This window comes from Litoribacter ruber (assembly GCF_018500185.1).
GTDB classification, from domain to species: domain Bacteria; phylum Bacteroidota; class Bacteroidia; order Cytophagales; family Cyclobacteriaceae; genus Litoribacter; species Litoribacter ruber.
The window spans coordinates 114,533-131,064 of the sequence record NZ_JAHBGI010000001.1 but is presented as its reverse complement, the minus strand read 5'-3'; the positions used below and the strand labels follow the sequence as shown (position 1 = coordinate 131,064).

Below are 16,532 nucleotides of genomic sequence, written 5' to 3'. Positions count from 1 at the left end.
CTATATCTTAAACTTTATATAAAGTTACAAAAAGTTTAAGACATATCTTCAACTTTTTAATTATAAAACAATTATTGAAGCTATACCTTCAACTCATAAATGTAAAAATGTGTCCTCTTGCTTCCAACTCCTAAAAATTCTTTTTAACTTTTAAGCCTGATTTTAACAAAACACCCTGGTCTTCAGCACGGTACCACGCCATGGAACAATACGCCCAAGTCTTAAATATTGCAATGCCCATTTTCCTCCTCATGATATTGATTGAGCAGTTTTTTGAGTGGAAATTGGGCCGAAAAGTTTCCAATAATCTGGATACTGTATCGAGCATTTCCTCTGGGATTACCAATGTGATCAAGGATGTATTGGGCCTCACGGTTTCTATACTCTCCTACAAATGGCTTGTGGATAGAGTGGCGATCTTTGAAATCGAAAACGTGTGGATGGTTTATGTGATTACCTTTGTCGCCATTGATTTTAAGGGTTACTGGCAACACCGGTGGGAGCATAAGATCAACATTCTTTGGAACCGCCACGTAATCCACCACAGCAGTGAGGAGTTCAATCTTGCCTGTGGTTTGAGGCAAACAATTTCGACGGTCTTCAGCTACTTTGCTTTCCTTTTGGCCCCTGCAGCCATTGTGGGCGTACCTGTGGAAGTGATTGCCACGGTGGCTCCCTTGCACCTATTCCTTCAATTTTGGTATCATACCAGACTGATTGGCAACATGGGGATTCTGGAGCACATCATTGTCACCCCTTCCCACCACCGGGTGCACCATGCGGTCAATAAAGAGTATATGGACAAGAATCTGGGCCAGATTTTCATTATTTGGGATAAGATGTTTGGAACTTTTCAAAAAGAAATGCCAGAAGTTCCTTGCGTCTATGGCATCTCTCGCCCAGCCCGGACGTGGAATCCCATAAAAATTAACTTTCAACATTTTTGGGTATTGTTGAGAGATGCCTTTTATGCCAGAAGTTGGTGGGATAAGTTGAGGATTTGGTTTATGCCTACAGGTTGGAGACCTCAGGATATGAAGGAAAAATTTCCAATTGATAGCATACAAGACCCTTACACTTACCAGAAATATGGGCAAAAATCCACCAAGGGCTTTCAGCGATGGGCATGGGCGCAGTTGCTTTTCAATTACTTCCTGTTGATCTATCTATTTGCCTTTATCCAGGATGTTGGTTTCACCGGGGCGCTGATTTATGGTGGATTTGTGGTGCTGTCTGTTTACAGCTACACAGAGCTTATGGATAGGAACCCAATTGCCCTCTATCTGGAAACCTTTAAGTCCCTGATAGGTCTTGGCTTGATTTTCTACATGGGCAGTTGGTTTGGTGCCACTGAAAATGTAGGTTTTTGGTATACGGCGGTTGTGGGCTGCTACATGATTTTATCAGCCGGAATGACGGCATTCTTTACAGTTAAAGGTACGGAGCCTGCAGCTGTAGGGGTGAAGGTTTAAAGTCCCTGCGGGACGTTTACGGTTTATAGACCATGGCAGATGTTAGGAACGTCTCAAAATCTTGAGGTTCGTAGATCTGGATCTGGTCTCTGATGGTAGAAGGTCCTTGTGGATGGGTGTGAAGGTCCATGTAGAGTCTGCCATCGGCAAGTAGGGCAACCTCGTCATCTGAAAGTTCAAAAGTACCATAAAAGGTACCGCTGTTCCCCTCATCATGCAATTTGACCTCCAATTCGTAAAGGTACTCGTTTTCCTCCCCTGGAAGTCCGGGATGTATATGCACCACTGGAGTTTGGGGTCTTTCACTGGCATCCTGCATTTGAATATTCAAGTCTTCAAACTCCCCGGTTACGGTAAGTTCATTTCCCAGCAAGGTTAATTTGGCCCCTCCACTGGCAGGAGTGATTTCGCCCATACTGGTGGTAGCCACATTTTCCTGCACCATCATCACCGAAAAAGTCAAAACTTCCTCATCGACTGATTGTACTTCTTTGGTACTACAAGCTATCATGGCCAGGCAAAATAACAGAACAATTGGTTTCATAGGTGTGTAGTTGGTCATACATATAACATAACCATCAAAAACCCAAATCGTTTGGATTATTCAAAGATAATTTTAAACCAATTATTGTTTTGTGAATTTTACAACTTCTCTTTTGCTCTTTATCACCAGCTCGACAAAATAAAGTCCAGGAACTAAATGTCCTAACTTCTCCGTTACATCAGTTTTTCCTCTATTTAATTCTCCCTGGGCAAGTATTTGTCCAAGTGAGTTAAAAACCTTAAATGTGCCACTGTCTGAAGCATCGGCAATTTCCATAAATACCTGGCCGTGGTGATGGGGATTTGGGTAGACCCGGAGGAGATTCGGAGAAAACTCCTGATTTCTCAACATGCGTATCTCACTATAAGTCGATCTCCCGTCAAAATCAACCTGTTGGATCTGGAAATAAACAGGAGAATCCCACCAGTTATTCTCCCCATAAGTGAATGCATACTTCCTTACCCCTTCATAATTTCCCTTGCTGGGCACCTCCCCTATCACTTGAAATTTATTGGCATTTCCCTCCGACCTCAATATGACAAACTTCTCATTGCCCGACTCCTTGGCAACGGACCAACTAAGCTCGACCATCCGATTGTGATAATTGACTTGGAAATCCAGCCAAGTCAATGGTAACACTGAAAACTCCCCAGTACTTCCAATGGTAAAGGTTTGACTCTGAAGTTCATCAAAGCTCAGGTCCCTTTTGGCCAAAAAATAGCCGATATCCGCACCCTGCTGATGGTTTCCCGGGGCGGCATGGGTATCGCTGACAATCCTTAGGTCATCAGGATCCACCACGATCAATTCATCTGCTCGGATCTTCATGGTCAGGTTATTCATGACTGCTGGTGCGGCAAGAATTTCATAATAGCTGTTCAATTTATGCAGGATTGGTGTTCCATCATTATCGTTAAATCCCGGGTTGTGGTTGACACCGGGAATTTCAATATTTTTGATATTAAGAGGAGTCGTGGTGACCCCTGGGCTGCCCAAGAGTTTCAAACTCCGCAAGCCGTTCACCTCTAGATCATAAAATGGAAAGGTGCCATTTGCCTCATTCAGGTCGTTTGCCAACATGTTCCAGGTAAGGGACTGAAGGCTTTTCCAACTTCCGGAAAGATAGAGGTATTCGGGTTTTTCCAACACCAGTTTATTTCCTCTGAAGTTAAGGTCTCCACCAATGTGGTGGAAGCTTTCGGAAATGGCAACATCGTGATTAAAGCTCACCTCACCTACTGGCTTTTCTATGGTTAGCGCAGAAATTGGTTTTCCTTTTCTGTCAATGTTTTGGTTTTGGGGACCGGTGAGGCGGTAATGGGTGTTGTTATCCAAAAGGGGACCTTCTCCATCAAAATAAAAATCTCCAGTGAGACTGATTTCGTCAGTTATCGTTTTCGAGGAAGCATTTAAAAATTGGAGGCTATGATATGAAGTGATGGGGTGATTTCCATTTTGAAGAAGTCGTTGATTTCCATTGGGACTGGAGTAAATTATTTCGCCATCTAGCCGAAGGTCACTGGCCAGCAAATAATTGTTGTTTTGAGTTATTTCGAGCTCCGCTCCTAATTCGATATAGAATTGACCAATGGGATTGTTGTCAGACCGAAAAGCAATATTTCTGGTGCAATCAGAAATTAGTCTTGCACCATTTTTCACAATTACAAACCCCTCTCCATATGGTCCCTCATTATTTGCAGAAAAAGTTGAACACCGAATTGGAGTGACGCCTCTGTTTTCTGTTTGAATTAATTTACCTGAATTTATGGTAAACCCAATTGATTTAAAAGGCTCTTCTAAAGTCAATGTTTTCCCTTCGCCTGGGTCAAAAACAACTGTGTAACGACTATTGGTATTAAATCCACTCCAGGCACCTCTTGTAATTATGGTCCGACTTTCTCCCTTAAAAACAATCTTGCTCTCGACACTATTTCCAATCCAATTTTGACTGTTCCAAGTACCACCTGGCTCCCCAGGTGCTGTACCTTTGAAAGCATTTAAAGTCCCATAAACAAAAAGAGAACTGCCATTTAAAGTCAACTTTTGACCAGCGCCTGTATCTGCAAAAATGAAAACATTTCCAATCTCTTCATCTTTGACTAATCTAACAGTATGCTTATCTTCAATATAAATCTCATCCTCCCTCCCAGGCAGCCGAGTAGCAGCTCGCCACTCTTCACCATCCCAATGCATCCAAGTATTTAAGGCATCAAAATTACCTGTCCGAGCCGACCGGAAACTGTTCAGGTTTTGGGCTGGGCAATATTTTGCGTTAATTGCAAGATTAAACAGTAATACAAGGATTATCCTGTATTTTCGTTGTGAAAACAAGTCAAGCAAGCTCATAAAAGTGTGAAAAAGATTAGGGAAAAAATTACGCGGTACGCTACTCAAAAAGTTACTCCTGTTACTGAAAAAAAGTATGTACAAGATAACCAAAAAACGATTCTTAATGCAATAGTTCTCATACTTTTTTTTACCCTAACCCCCTTACTGTCAAGCGCCCAAACCCATCGCTACCAGATTAGTTTACTGACCTGTGACCCAGGTGAGGAGCTGTACAGTTCCTTTGGCCATAGCGCCCTCCGGGTGCTGGATATGGAGACGGGCAAAGACCTGGTCTTCAATTGGGGGACTTTCGATTTTGACGACCCCAATTTCTACCTGAAATTCACCCAGGGAAGGTTGGACTACTTTCTAAGCCTTAGCACATTTGAGCAGTTCCTATACCATTACCGCTATTTCGAACGTGGCGTGCGCGAACAGGTGCTGAATTTGTCTCCCGAGCAGGTGGAGCGGACGGTGGCTCTGCTCAATGAAAATGCAAGGCCTGAAAACATCTATTACCGCTACGACTTCTTTTATGACAACTGTTCCACAAGGATCAGGGATATCATGGAGGCAGTGTTGGGAAGGAACTTGGATTGGAACGAACCTGTGGAAGAAGAGGCCAAAACCTTTAGAGACTTGATTTTTGAATATGTCTACCGGCTACCCTGGGCAGATTTCGGAATTGACCTGGCTTTGGGGAGTGTGATTGACCAGGAGGCTTCGGAGAGGGAAAAACAGTTCTTGCCGGATTATATGGAGGCCGCTTTTGCCAGAGCTGAAATTGTGGGCGACGGCCCAAGCCGCCTTTTGGCCCAACCGGCCCGGATCGTTTTGGATTATCCATTGGTAGACCAAGAAAATGAGGTGTTCAACCCGCACTTGGTGTTTTGGCTCGTGGCGATAGGCTTTATTTTATTGACTTATGTTGGTTACAAAAAACATAGGCTTTTCGCAGGAGCGGATGTGGCGTTGTTTGCAGTTTTAGGCCTTATCGGGGTAGTGATTACCTTTCTATGGTTTTTCACCGAGCACACCACCACCGTCTACAACTGGAATATCCTTTGGGCTTTTCCGGCACATTTGGTGCTTCTTTATGGGCTGACCATGAAAACCCCAGCGGCATGGGTCAAGCAATATTTGTTTTTTGCCATGCTTTTGGCGAATTTGACTTTGGTGTTTTGGATCCTGGGTTTCCAGGATTTCCATTCCAGCATTATCCCTATTCTGCTGATCATTATTTTGAGGAGCAACTATTTGTATTACAACCTAGAGAGGCTGAGGTTCAATAAAACCGCAGAGAGGGTGCGGGGGTGAGAAATGAGAGGATTTCTTTTAGTTGAAGACAGGGATTCGCAGAGTTTACTTCTTCGTTGAAAAAACATTAAAATCCTTGAAGAAAATGTTAAATAAATTTTAGATGTACCGGCTCACCCTTTGCGCCCCTCAGCGAACTTTGCGGTGAAATTTCTCCTTTGGTTCTCTGGTTCTCTGCGGTTGTTTAGCATTATAGAACAAATTTGATCGAAAAAGCATTCTTTATCTAGCTTGGGGTTACTGGGCACTATAAATTGAGAGGCTGACTATGAATTTTAAGATTACTTCTGACTATGTGCCTACAGGGGACCAACCTGTGGCCATAAAAAAACTTACTGAATCCGTCAATACAGGGGAACGTGCCCAGGTATTGCTGGGGGTGACCGGGTCAGGAAAGACTTTCACCGTTGCCAATGTGATTCAGAATGTACAGAAACCCACCTTGGTACTCAGCCATAACAAAACCCTTGCGGCCCAGCTTTATGGGGAATTTAAGCAGTTTTTCCCAGACAATGCGGTGGAATATTTCATATCCTATTACGATTATTATCAGCCCGAGGCCTTTATTCCCACTAGTGGGACCTACATTGAAAAGGACCTAAGCATCAACGAGGAGATTGAAAAGTTAAGATTGAGTGCCACTTCTGCGCTGCTTTCGGGCAGAAGGGATGTGATCGTGGTGGCTTCTGTCTCCTGCATTTATGGTATCGGAAATCCGGAGGAGTTTGGAAAGAACGTGATCCGCATGCAGGTTGGTGACCGGATTCCTAGAAACCAGTTTTTATACAAGTTGGTGGACATTCTCTATAGCAGGACTAATGCGGAATTTACCCACGGTACTTTTAGGGTAAAAGGCGACACTGTGGACATTTTTGTGGCCTATGCGGATTTTGCCTACAGGATCTATTTTTGGGGAGATGAAATCGAGAGCATTCAACGTATCGATCCCCAGTCGGGTAAAAAAATAGCGGACGAAAACATCATTTCCATATTCCCGGCCAACCTTTTTGTTACAGGTAGGGACGTGATTGATGTAGCCATACATGAAATCCAAGACGATCTGGTGAGTCAGGTAGCTTTTTTTGAAAAGGACATGAAGCTGATGGAGGCCAAAAGATTAAAAGAAAGGACAGAATTTGACCTGGAAATGATAAGGGAACTGGGTTACTGTTCAGGGGTGGAAAACTACTCCCGATATTTTGACCGGAGACTTCCGGGAACGAGGCCCTTCTGCCTTTTGGATTATTTCCCAGATGATTATCTGATGGTAATAGATGAGAGCCATGTGACCGTGCCTCAAGTACGCGCCATGTGGGGAGGTGACAGGGCCAGAAAGGTAAATCTAGTGGATTACGGATTCAGGCTTCCATCTGCTATGGACAACCGACCGCTCAAATTCGATGAATTTGAAGCCCTGACCAATCAGGTAATTTATGTCAGTGCCACCCCCGCAGATTATGAGCTTGCCCAAACAGAGGGTGAGGTGGTGGAACAAATTATTCGTCCTACCGGCCTTCTTGACCCAGTCATCGATGTAAGGCCAAGTGGCAACCAGATTGATGACCTGCTGGAAGAAATCGACCAAACCATAAAAGCGGGTGACCGTGTTTTGGTGACCACCTTAACCAAGCGGATGGCGGAGGAGCTGAACAAATTTTTGGAAAGAGCGGGGGTCAAAGCCAGGTATATCCACTCCGAGGTAAAACCATTGGATAGGGTGGAAATTCTTCGCGAATTGAGACTGGGTGTGTTTGATGTATTGGTAGGCGTAAACTTGCTTAGAGAAGGACTTGACCTACCAGAGGTTTCATTGGTGGCAATTTTGGATGCGGATAAAGAAGGCTTCTTGAGAAATGAAAGGAGTTTGGTACAGACCATTGGCCGTGCAGCTCGAAATGAGAACGGGCGTGTGATTATGTATGCAGACAAAACCACTGACTCCATGCAAGTAGCCATTGATGAAACCAATAGAAGAAGGGCAGCCCAAATGGCCTACAATGAAGAACACGGCATAACTCCTAAGACGGTAATCAAATCCCGTGAGAAGATCATGGGGTCCACCAAAGTCGCCGACAGCAAGAAAGGAAGCAAGATATATGATGGGGAGATCAGCGTGGAGCAGTCCGTTGCAGCAGATCCGGTGGTGCAGTATTTGAGCAAAGAAAAACTCGAAAAACTCATCAATCAGACCCAAAAATTGATGGAAAAGGCTGCTAAGGAATTAAACTTTATGGAAGCCGCTAGGTTAAGGGATGAATGGCAGGGGCTGAAAAAGCGGCATGAAGAGATGAATAGGAATACAATTTAGAGAATAGATTCTCACTAGAAACTTTATTGACCAAAACTTATTTAGATGAAAAAGTACATTCTGCTATCTTTTACACTTGTATTTATTTTCTTATCCGAAGTCAACGCCCAGCAGGGAGAGGGAACTATCATGTTTGCCGGTGGGGGGGACATCATCAGGACCGATGTTCCCGGTGTGTTTCAACGTTATCAAGCAGGCTTTGAAGGCCATTATTTTGTGCGATATTTCCTAAGTTTATCAGGTGGGTATGAAATTAATTCGGCTGGCCCAAACCAGGTTTCTTTAGGCTCACGGGTTTATTTTGTAGATCCGTTTTTTGTTCGGGTGCGCGGTTTGCTGGGCAGTCAGAGTGATTTGGCCTTGGGTGCGGGATATAGCCATAATGTAGGGTACAGATTTCGACTGGAAGGTATAGTGGATTATTATGCCGTCACGGGCACGGCTGGGCTGCGGGCAGGCTTTAGCATCTTATTAAATTAAAAGCACCATGACTCTTCAGGAGGTGGCCAACCTTGCCAAGCAAGGTGAAGGTTTACATATCGAGTTCAAGAAAAAAGTGGCCCATCCTGATAAGATCATCAAGGAAGTAATTGCCTTGGCCAATACGGAGGGCGGCTACCTGCTCATAGGTGTAGATGATGACGGCACCGTGAGCGGGCAGCGGTATGTTGATGAGGACGTTTTTTTATTGGACAAAACCATATCGGAGTCGGTCAAGCCCAAGCTCTTTTACGAAAAATTCATCCTGCCCATCAATGCAAAGAAGGGAGTGGCTGTGTTTAAGTTTGAGAAAAGCCCCTCCCGCCCCCATTATTTCCTGGAAGAAAAAAAACGGCGATCATTTATCCGCGTGAAGGATAGGAGTGTGCAGGCAAGTAGGGAAGTCTGGGAAATCCTAAAAAAGCAAAAAAAGGAGCAGGATGTGTTTTTTCAGTATGGAGAAAAGGAGGACGTGCTGATGAAGGCCCTGAAAGAACAGGAATCCATCACTTTGAAGCAATTTGCCAAATTGGCAAAGCTACCTAGGTTTGCTGCCTCAAGGATATTAGTGAGGATGGTTCTGGCCAATGTGCTGGAAATTATTCCGCAGGAAGGGGAGGATTTGTACGTTTTAAAATAATGGCAATTGTACTTAATCTATTTAGATTGGCTTTAATCCAATTTCAATATACTTTTCAAACCTTCATTTATTTCCTTTATTTCTTCTGCTGATAATTCACCTAATTTACCAATTACTAAATCCTTGCTGATGGTAGTTAGCTAATTTAATCGAATAAAAGAGGTTTTTTTAAGGGCGTTAAGTGGAGAAGGCTCAACAGTGACAATTGATTGTTCTTTCCAAAACTGGGTAGTGATAAATGCAACAGTGATATCCTCTTCAGAATTGATTAATACAAGGGCCGGTCTATTTTTTGAGCCTGTTAAATCTGTAAAAGGAAACGGGATCAATACAATATCACCTTTTGTCATTATAAACTTCTTTCAAATCTTTGATTGAATAAAGCTCTTCCTCTTCTTCTAAAAAGCTAAAGGTTGAAGAATTTGAAGCCAAGCTTTCAATTCCTTTGGTAAGATTTTTATTTTCAAGTTTGTTCAAAAGAAACTCAGCAAAGTCCGAAACCTCTTTCACCTTATGATCTGGTAGTTTGGAAATCTTTTCGATCGTATTTTCGATTAATTGCTCTCTTTTCATATTGCTTGGATTATCTTTTAAAAATAATCAAAATTCCTCGTATTTTTTCAGCTACCATGCCTAAGATTCCCTCATAACATCTTGTACCAAATCCATTTCAAATCCCCTAGATAAGAGATATTTCATCACTTTTTGGCGTTTGATATAATTGTCCTTATCCTTCAAGCTATCCCATTTCTTTTCAAAAACCCCTTTCAAAGTACCCCAATATTCCTCCGGATCAATTTCCTTCATACCCGCCTTAATACAATTCGGACTGATTTTGCGGAGCTTGAGTTCCTGTAGAATTTTGTTTCTCCCCCACTTCTTGATCCTGAATTTCCCGCCCACAAAAGCCTGGGCGAACCTTTCTTCATTCAAAAAGCCTTCCGTGATCAAAAAACTTATCAGCTCCTCCACCTCATCCGAATGTAGGCCATAGGAATAGAGCTTATCCCTTACCTCCTGCTGGCAGCGTTCCTGATAGGCACAGTACGCCCCGATCTTCACCTTGGCCTGTGAAGGGGTCAGCTTTTTTTGAGCTTTAGATTCAGCATAATCTTTTCTTTGGAAAGACATTTGCGTATTTTTAACCTTTTAAAATTTAGGGAGATCAAACCGATAAACCATACAAACATGAGAAAAAAAATAGTAGCAGGCAATTGGAAGATGAACTGCACCTTTGATGAGGGGCAAAAGCTGACTTCTGAGATCGTCAACATGATAAAAGATGAGCGTTCCAAAGATGTAACCGTCATCCTCAACCCGCCATTTGTCCACATCCCAAGTGTCAAAAAGCTTGTTGGAGAGATTTCAAACCTTTTTGTGGGTGCCCAGGACTGTTCTGACCAGGAGTCTGGCGCCTATACCGGCCAGGTTTCCGCCAAGATATTAAATTCTTTTGGAGTCAAATATGTGATCATCGGACATAGCGAAAGAAGGGAATTTTGCAGCGAAGGAAACGATCTTTTGGCCAATAAAGTAAAGCAGGCTCTGCAAAACGGCCTTACTCCTATTTTCTGTTGCGGGGAATCTTTGGATATCAGAGAAAACGGCTCCCATGAGGGTTTCGTCACCCAGCAGTTGACAGAAAGCCTTTTTGATCTTTCCCCGGAGGATATTTCAAAATTGGTCATCGCTTATGAACCTATCTGGGCCATCGGTACGGGCAAAACAGCTTCATCCGACCAAGCACAGGAAATGCATGCTGCCATCAGAACGCATCTTGCCAACAAATATGGCCAAGAGATCGCAGATGGGATTTCCATTCTTTATGGCGGAAGCTGTAAGCCGGACAACGCCCAGGAAATTTTCTCCAAGCCGGATGTCGACGGGGGATTAATTGGGGGAGCTTCCCTGAAATCCCGTGACTTTATGGATATCATCAAATCTTTCTGATGGAATACTTAGAATTTAAAATCTCCTGCAAGCCTGAGTTTGCTGAAATCCTTATTGCAGAACTTGCCGAGGTGGGTTTTGATTCCTTTTTGGAAAACGAGGCAGGATTTGAGGCCTACGCCGAGGAGAATAATTTCGACCGCAGCTCCTTTGAGGAGGTGATCGAAAGGTATACACAGGTAGCAGAAATAGCTGTGGTGGAAGGAAAGATGGAGAAAGTCAACTGGAATACCGAATGGGAGAAGAATTATGATCCCATCGAAGTAGGCGATGAAGTGTTTGTAAGGGCTTCCTTTCATGCCCCCAAGCCGGGAGTGACCCATGATATCCTGATCAATCCCAAGATGTCCTTTGGGACGGGCCACCACGCCACCACCTTTCTGATGCTGACCCACCAGCTGAATCTTGACCACAAAGGCAAGAGTGTGATTGACATTGGTTCTGGGACAGGGATTTTAGCCATCATGGCCAATAAGCTGGGCGCCAAAGAGGTGCAGGCCTTTGATATTGACGACTGGTGCGTTGAAAATGGCAATGAAAATTTTGACCTCAACGGAATGAGCAATGTCCGTATGGGACTGGGCACCGTAAGGGAAGTCAATCCCCAAGGTCAATTTGATATCGTTTTGGCCAACATCAACAAAAATGTGCTGCTGGATGAGATGGAGGTTTACGAAACCTTGGTTAAACCTGCGGGGCATCTTTTACTCAGTGGTTTTTATGACCATGATGTGGAAGACATCGAAGCAAAAGCAAACAGCCTGGGCTTCCAAAAGCTGGATCAAAAAGTGAAGGATAAGTGGACGGCTTTGGTTTTTGAAAAGAAAGGGTAAAATAGATAAAAATTTAATAACCGCGGAGAACCAGAGGTCTCAGAGATAATCAAAAAAACTCTTCCCTGAGTCTCTGCGGTTTTTATTTTACTCAAAACAACATCTCTTTCACCAAGATATACACGGCCATTATCAACACAAAATACCCGAATCCTTTCTTCAGATGGCTTCCGTCGATTTTGCTGGAAAGGTAGCTGCCCACAAATATCCCCACCAGGGACAAGGCTGTAAAGCCTCCTAGGAATACCCAGTCGATCTCTTGGGTGGCCACATCGCCGAGGAAGCCTATTAGGGATTTCACGGCAATGATCAACAAGGAGGTACCCACAGCCATTTTCATGGGCAAATTGGCCAAAAGCACCAAAGCAGGAATGATTAGAAATCCCCCTCCTGCACCCACCAGACCGGTCAGCACACCAACTACCGCTCCTTCTGCCGCAATCAGGGGAAAGTTGAACTTGATCTCACCCGATTTTTTCTCCAAAGACCTTTTGTTGTTCTTGATCATGGAAAATGATGCCGCGAGCATGATGAGTGCAAAAAACACCATGATTGCAATATCTTTTGTTAGCACCCAATCCCCCACGGAAAATATTTCCTCAGGAATGGAGGGCACCAAAAATTTCCGGGTAAGAAAAACGGCCAAAAAGGATGGCGTGGCAAAAACTGCCGCTGTCTTATAATTGACCAATCCTTTTTTCATAAAGGAAAATGACCCCGCCAGAGAGGTGACCCCCACCACAAACAAACTGTAGGCAGTAGCCAACACCGGACTTACACTCAGCATATACACCATGGCCGGCACGGTAAGGATAGACCCTCCCCCGCCAATCAAGCCCAAGCTGATACCAATAACCAATGCCGATAAATAACCCAATATTGTTAACAAATCCATTCCTGCTGGTTTTTTTACGAAGCCACAAAAATACAATCAATATTTTTTCCAAAATGTGACCTCGGTTACAAAATAAACATTTTGTCAAAATGTGATAATTATCATATTCTATTCGGTTTTATTCAGACAGTTTTATCTTATTAAAATTCAAGGCAAAATTCTTTAACTAATGAATACAAAAAAAGTAGTAATCATAGGAGGCGTTGCCGGAGGAGCAACTGCAGCGGCAAGACTGAGAAGGCTGAGCGAACAAGTTGAAATTGTGCTATTTGAGCGTGGGGAGCACATTTCCTTCGCCAATTGTGGCCTTCCCTATTACATTGGAGGCACTATTGAGGAAAGAGATAAGCTTTTGCTCCAAACTCCCGAAAAGATGTCCAAAAAGTTCAACATGGATATCCGCACAAGAAGTGAGGTCGTTGCCATCAACCGGGAAAGAAAAACCGTCACAGTAAAAAAATTAGGATCGGATGAAATATACGAGGAAAACTACGATAAGCTGATCCTTTCTCCTGGAGCGAAACCATTTGTACCAACTATTAAAGGCCTTGATAAAGCACCATCCACATTTACCCTGAGAAACATTCCCGATACGGATAAAATTAAATCTTATATCAATATGCATAATCCAAAGCATGCGACTGTAATCGGAGGAGGTTTTATTGGGCTGGAGATGGCCGAAAACCTGCATGAACTTGGCGTTCAAGTCAGCCTGGTAGAAAGGTCAAGGCAAGTCATGGAAGCCCTTGATTTTGAAATGGCAGCCATTCTGCAGGATCATATCGAAAGTAAAGGTGTAAAACTTTTTCTAGACGACAGTGTGGAAGAAGTGATTGGACAGGGGGAAATGCTTTTGCTAAAGAGCGGTAAAACCCTGGAAACTGATTTGATCTTACTTTCCGCTGGGGTACAGCCAGAATCCAACCTCGCCGAAACCGCGGGCTTGGCCTTGGGAAACAGAAAAACCATCGCTGTTAATGAATTTCTGCAAACCTCTGATGCAGATATTTACGCTGTAGGTGATGCCATCGAGGTGAAAGACTTTGTGAGCGGTCAGGACTGTTTTGTCCCCCTGGCTTGGCCGGCCAATAGACAGGGACGGATAGTGGCGGATAGTATTTTAGGCAAGAAAACCAGCTATAGGGGAACATTGGGAACGGCCATTGCCAAGGTGTTCGACTTCACCGGCGCCACAACGGGCAACAATGAAAAAGTACTGCAAAGACTTGGAAAGCCCTACCTGACCGCCCATATCCATCCCAATTCCCATGCAGCCTACTATCCTGGAGCAAAGCCAATGGCTTTAAAGATATTGTTCTCTTCACAAGATGGCTCTGTTTATGGTGCCCAAGGCGTTGGTGAGGTAGGTGTTGACAAAAGGATTGATGTTTTGGCTACCGCCATCAAAGGGGGCCTGAGTGTATATGACCTTCCGGAGCTTGAGCTGGCCTATGCCCCACCCTACTCTTCCGCAAAAGATCCCGTGAATATGCTGGGCTACGTATCCAGCAACATGTTGGAAGAAAACTTGAAGACATATCAGTGGCATGAAGTCGACAGATTTGTTAAAAAAGGGAAGTATTTCCTGGATGTTAGGGAAAAGGCTGAAGTGGAGTCTGGGATGATCAAAGGTGCATATCATATCCCTGTAGATGACATCAGAGAGCGCCAAAATGAACTCCCCAAGGATAAAACCATCCATATCTATTGTCACGCAGGGTTACGCGGCTACTTGGCATTTAGAACCCTTAGCCAATTGGGCTTCAATGTTACAAACCTGGATGGCGGATTTAAAACCTACCAAATGGCCAAAAAGCAACTGGAAAAATTAAAGCCTTCAGACGCTTTGGAACTAGTCTGAAATCACAAAAGCCGTAGAATTTCTTCTGCGGCTTTTTATATGGTTTATTCTTGTACTTATTCTACAGTTACGGATTTGGCCAAGTTTCTTGGCTGATCCACATTACAACCTCTCATCACAGCAATGTGGTAAGAAAGCAACTGCAACGGCACTACCGAAATTAACGGTACCAAAGCTTCATGTGCATGTGGGATTTCGATCACGTGGTCAGCCATGGCCTTCACTGATGTATCTCCTTCTGTCACTACTGCAATGATTTTACCTTTTCTAGCCTTCACTTCCTGAATGTTGCTGACAACTTTTTCGTAAGAGCTATCTTTGGTTGCGATGAATACCACCGGCATTTCCTCATCGATCAAGGCAATCGGTCCGTGCTTCATCTCTGCAGCTGGATATCCTTCAGCATGAATATAAGAAATTTCTTTTAGTTTCAAAGCACCTTCCAGGGCAACAGGGAAATTATACCCTCTTCCCAAATAAAGGAAGTTTCTGGCATCTTTATACTGTTCAGATATTTTCTCAATCTGTTCGTTAAGCTTCAAAGCCTTCTCCACCTTTGCAGGGATGGCCTCTAGCTCGCTAAGAAGCTGGATGTATTTGGTCTCGGAAAGGGTACCCCTTTGATATCCCAACATAAGAGCCATCATGGTCAACACAGAGATCTGAGCGGTAAAAGCCTTGGTAGAGGCCACTCCGATTTCAGGACCTGCGTGGGTATAGGAACCCGCGTGAGTAGCTCTTGCAATGGAAGAACCTACCACATTACAAACACCAAAGATGGTCGCTCCCTTGGATTTTGCCAGTTCGATTGCTGCCAAGGTATCGGCGGTTTCTCCAGATTGGGAAATCGCGATTACGAAATCACCTTCGTTGATTACAGGATTTCTGTATCGGAATTCAGATGCATACTCTACTTCCACCGGGATACGGGCAAATTCCTCAAATAGGTATTCAGCCACCAAGCCAGCATGCCATGAGGTACCGCAAGCGGTAATGATGATCCTGTCGGCGTTCTGGAACTTGTTGATATAATCTCTTAGACCTCCTACGATCAACCTGCCGTTTTGGGCATCCAATCTACCTCTCATACAGTCAGCGATGGATCTCGGCTGCTCGTTGATTTCTTTTAACATGAAATGCTCGTAACCACCTTTTTCGATAGCTTCCAATTCCATTTCAAGCTGGTTGATATACGGGTTTGTCTCTACGTTTTCGATGGTTTTGATCTGCAGCTTGTTGTTGCGGATCACGGCGATTTCATAATCATCCAAATAAACAACCTGATTGGTATATTCAATGATTGGAGTGGCATCAGAGGCAAGGAAATATTCATTTTCACCCACACCGATCACCAAAGGAGAACCCTTTCTGGCGGCGATCAACGTGTCAGGCTCATCTTTGCTCATGATAACAATCGCATAAGCACCTACGACCTTGTGAAGAGCCAATCTTACGGCTTCCTCAAGGGTACAGTCATTGTGTTTCTGAATATCCTCGATGAAGTTGATGAAAACCTCAGAATCGGTTTCACTGTGAAACTTATATCCTTTGTTAAGAAGGTCAGTTTTTAAAACCTCATAGTTTTCGATGATCCCGTTGTGGATCATGGCAAAGCTTTCCGTAGAGGAATAGTGAGGGTGGGCATTGGCATCATTGGGCTCGCCATGGGTGGCCCAACGGGTGTGTCCGATACCGATTTTTGAATTCAAATGAGGGTTGTCAAGCAAAGAATTTTCCAGCTCGGAAACTTTCCCCTTCTTTTTGTAAACACTTAGCCCATTATCATTCAAAAGTGCTACTCCCGCACTGTCATAACCTCTGTACTCTAGCCTTTTTAGTCCTTTGATAATGATAGGCAACGCATCCTGCTCACCTACATACGCTACAATTCCACACATAAATAA

15 protein-coding genes are annotated in these 16,532 nt (G+C 43.8%); 8 read left to right on the top strand and 7 right to left on the bottom strand.

What is annotated here, in order from left to right:
- Positions 1-233 precede the first annotated feature (233 nt).
- Positions 234-1,472 (top strand): sterol desaturase family protein, encoded by a 1,239-nt coding sequence (locus KIH41_RS00600; RefSeq protein WP_246538876.1) that lies wholly within the window; start codon positions 234-236, stop codon positions 1,470-1,472.
- Positions 1,473-1,488: 16 nt separating this feature from the next.
- On the opposite strand, the gene KIH41_RS00595 is transcribed toward KIH41_RS00600, so the two are convergent.
- Both KIH41_RS00595 and KIH41_RS00590 read right to left on the bottom strand, forming a co-directional pair.
- Positions 1,489-2,016, bottom strand: a complete 528-nt coding sequence (locus KIH41_RS00595; RefSeq protein ID WP_214161148.1) for a CHRD domain-containing protein — start codon at positions 2,014-2,016, stop codon at positions 1,489-1,491.
- Positions 2,017-2,097: 81 nt separating this feature from the next.
- Positions 2,098-4,209, bottom strand: coding sequence for a T9SS type A sorting domain-containing protein (locus KIH41_RS00590; protein ID WP_214161147.1), 2,112 nt, complete (start codon positions 4,207-4,209; stop codon positions 2,098-2,100).
- Between the two features lie 159 nt (positions 4,210-4,368).
- On the opposite strand from KIH41_RS00590, the gene KIH41_RS00585 reads away from it, so the two are divergent.
- From KIH41_RS00585 to KIH41_RS00570, 4 genes are all read left to right on the top strand, one after another.
- Positions 4,369-5,661, top strand: a complete 1,293-nt coding sequence (locus KIH41_RS00585) for a lipoprotein N-acyltransferase Lnb domain-containing protein (protein WP_317194899.1) — start codon at positions 4,369-4,371, stop codon at positions 5,659-5,661.
- 268 nt (positions 5,662-5,929) lie between these two features.
- Positions 5,930-7,969 (top strand): excinuclease ABC subunit UvrB, encoded by a 2,040-nt coding sequence (gene uvrB / locus KIH41_RS00580; RefSeq protein WP_317194898.1) that lies wholly within the window; start codon positions 5,930-5,932, stop codon positions 7,967-7,969.
- Positions 7,970-8,014: 45 nt separating this feature from the next.
- Positions 8,015-8,449 carry a hypothetical protein gene (locus KIH41_RS00575; protein WP_214161146.1) on the top strand — a complete coding sequence of 145 codons (435 nt, stop codon included), beginning with the start codon at positions 8,015-8,017 and terminating at the stop codon, positions 8,447-8,449.
- Between the two features lie 7 nt (positions 8,450-8,456).
- Positions 8,457-9,089 (top strand): AlbA family DNA-binding domain-containing protein, encoded by a 633-nt coding sequence (locus KIH41_RS00570; protein ID WP_213946242.1) that lies wholly within the window; start codon positions 8,457-8,459, stop codon positions 9,087-9,089.
- 140 nt (positions 9,090-9,229) lie between these two features.
- On the opposite strand, the gene KIH41_RS00565 is transcribed toward KIH41_RS00570, so the two are convergent.
- The 3 genes from KIH41_RS00565 to KIH41_RS00555 are packed head-to-tail and all read right to left on the bottom strand — an operon-like array spanning position 9,230 to position 10,220.
- Complete coding sequence (locus tag KIH41_RS00565; RefSeq protein ID WP_246538874.1) at positions 9,230-9,439, bottom strand: type II toxin-antitoxin system PemK/MazF family toxin; 210 nt, start codon at positions 9,437-9,439, stop codon at positions 9,230-9,232.
- On the bottom strand, positions 9,426-9,662 hold the full coding sequence (locus KIH41_RS00560) for a DUF2281 domain-containing protein (RefSeq protein ID WP_213946240.1): 237 nt from the start codon (positions 9,660-9,662) through the stop codon (positions 9,426-9,428). The genes KIH41_RS00565 and KIH41_RS00560 overlap by 14 nt, the downstream gene beginning before the upstream one ends.
- A 60-nt stretch (positions 9,663-9,722) precedes the next feature.
- Positions 9,723-10,220, bottom strand: a complete 498-nt coding sequence (locus tag KIH41_RS00555; protein ID WP_213946239.1) for a regulatory protein RecX — start codon at positions 10,218-10,220, stop codon at positions 9,723-9,725.
- A gap of 57 nt (positions 10,221-10,277) precedes the next feature.
- Between KIH41_RS00555 and tpiA the strand changes: the two genes are divergently transcribed.
- Together tpiA and prmA are read left to right on the top strand one after the other, a co-directional pair.
- Complete coding sequence (gene tpiA, locus KIH41_RS00550) at positions 10,278-11,039, top strand: triose-phosphate isomerase (protein ID WP_214161145.1); 762 nt, start codon at positions 10,278-10,280, stop codon at positions 11,037-11,039.
- Entirely contained in the window at positions 11,039-11,872 is an 834-nt protein-coding gene (prmA, locus tag KIH41_RS00545; RefSeq protein WP_213946237.1) for a 50S ribosomal protein L11 methyltransferase, read from the top strand. Before tpiA ends, prmA begins: the two co-directional genes overlap by 1 nt.
- A gap of 91 nt (positions 11,873-11,963) precedes the next feature.
- On the opposite strand, the gene KIH41_RS00540 is transcribed toward prmA, so the two are convergent.
- Positions 11,964-12,767, bottom strand: coding sequence for a sulfite exporter TauE/SafE family protein (locus KIH41_RS00540; protein ID WP_213946236.1), 804 nt, complete (start codon positions 12,765-12,767; stop codon positions 11,964-11,966).
- Positions 12,768-12,936: 169 nt separating this feature from the next.
- Here KIH41_RS00540 and KIH41_RS00535 point away from each other — a divergent pair, with 169 nt between their 5' ends.
- Entirely contained in the window at positions 12,937-14,628 is a 1,692-nt protein-coding gene (locus KIH41_RS00535) for a CoA-disulfide reductase (RefSeq protein ID WP_214161144.1), read from the top strand.
- A 56-nt stretch (positions 14,629-14,684) separates the two neighbouring features.
- Here KIH41_RS00535 and glmS read toward each other — a convergent pair whose 3' ends face one another.
- Complete coding sequence (glmS, locus tag KIH41_RS00530; protein ID WP_213946234.1) at positions 14,685-16,526, bottom strand: glutamine--fructose-6-phosphate transaminase (isomerizing); 1,842 nt, start codon at positions 16,524-16,526, stop codon at positions 14,685-14,687.
- Positions 16,527-16,532: the final 6 nt, after the last annotated feature.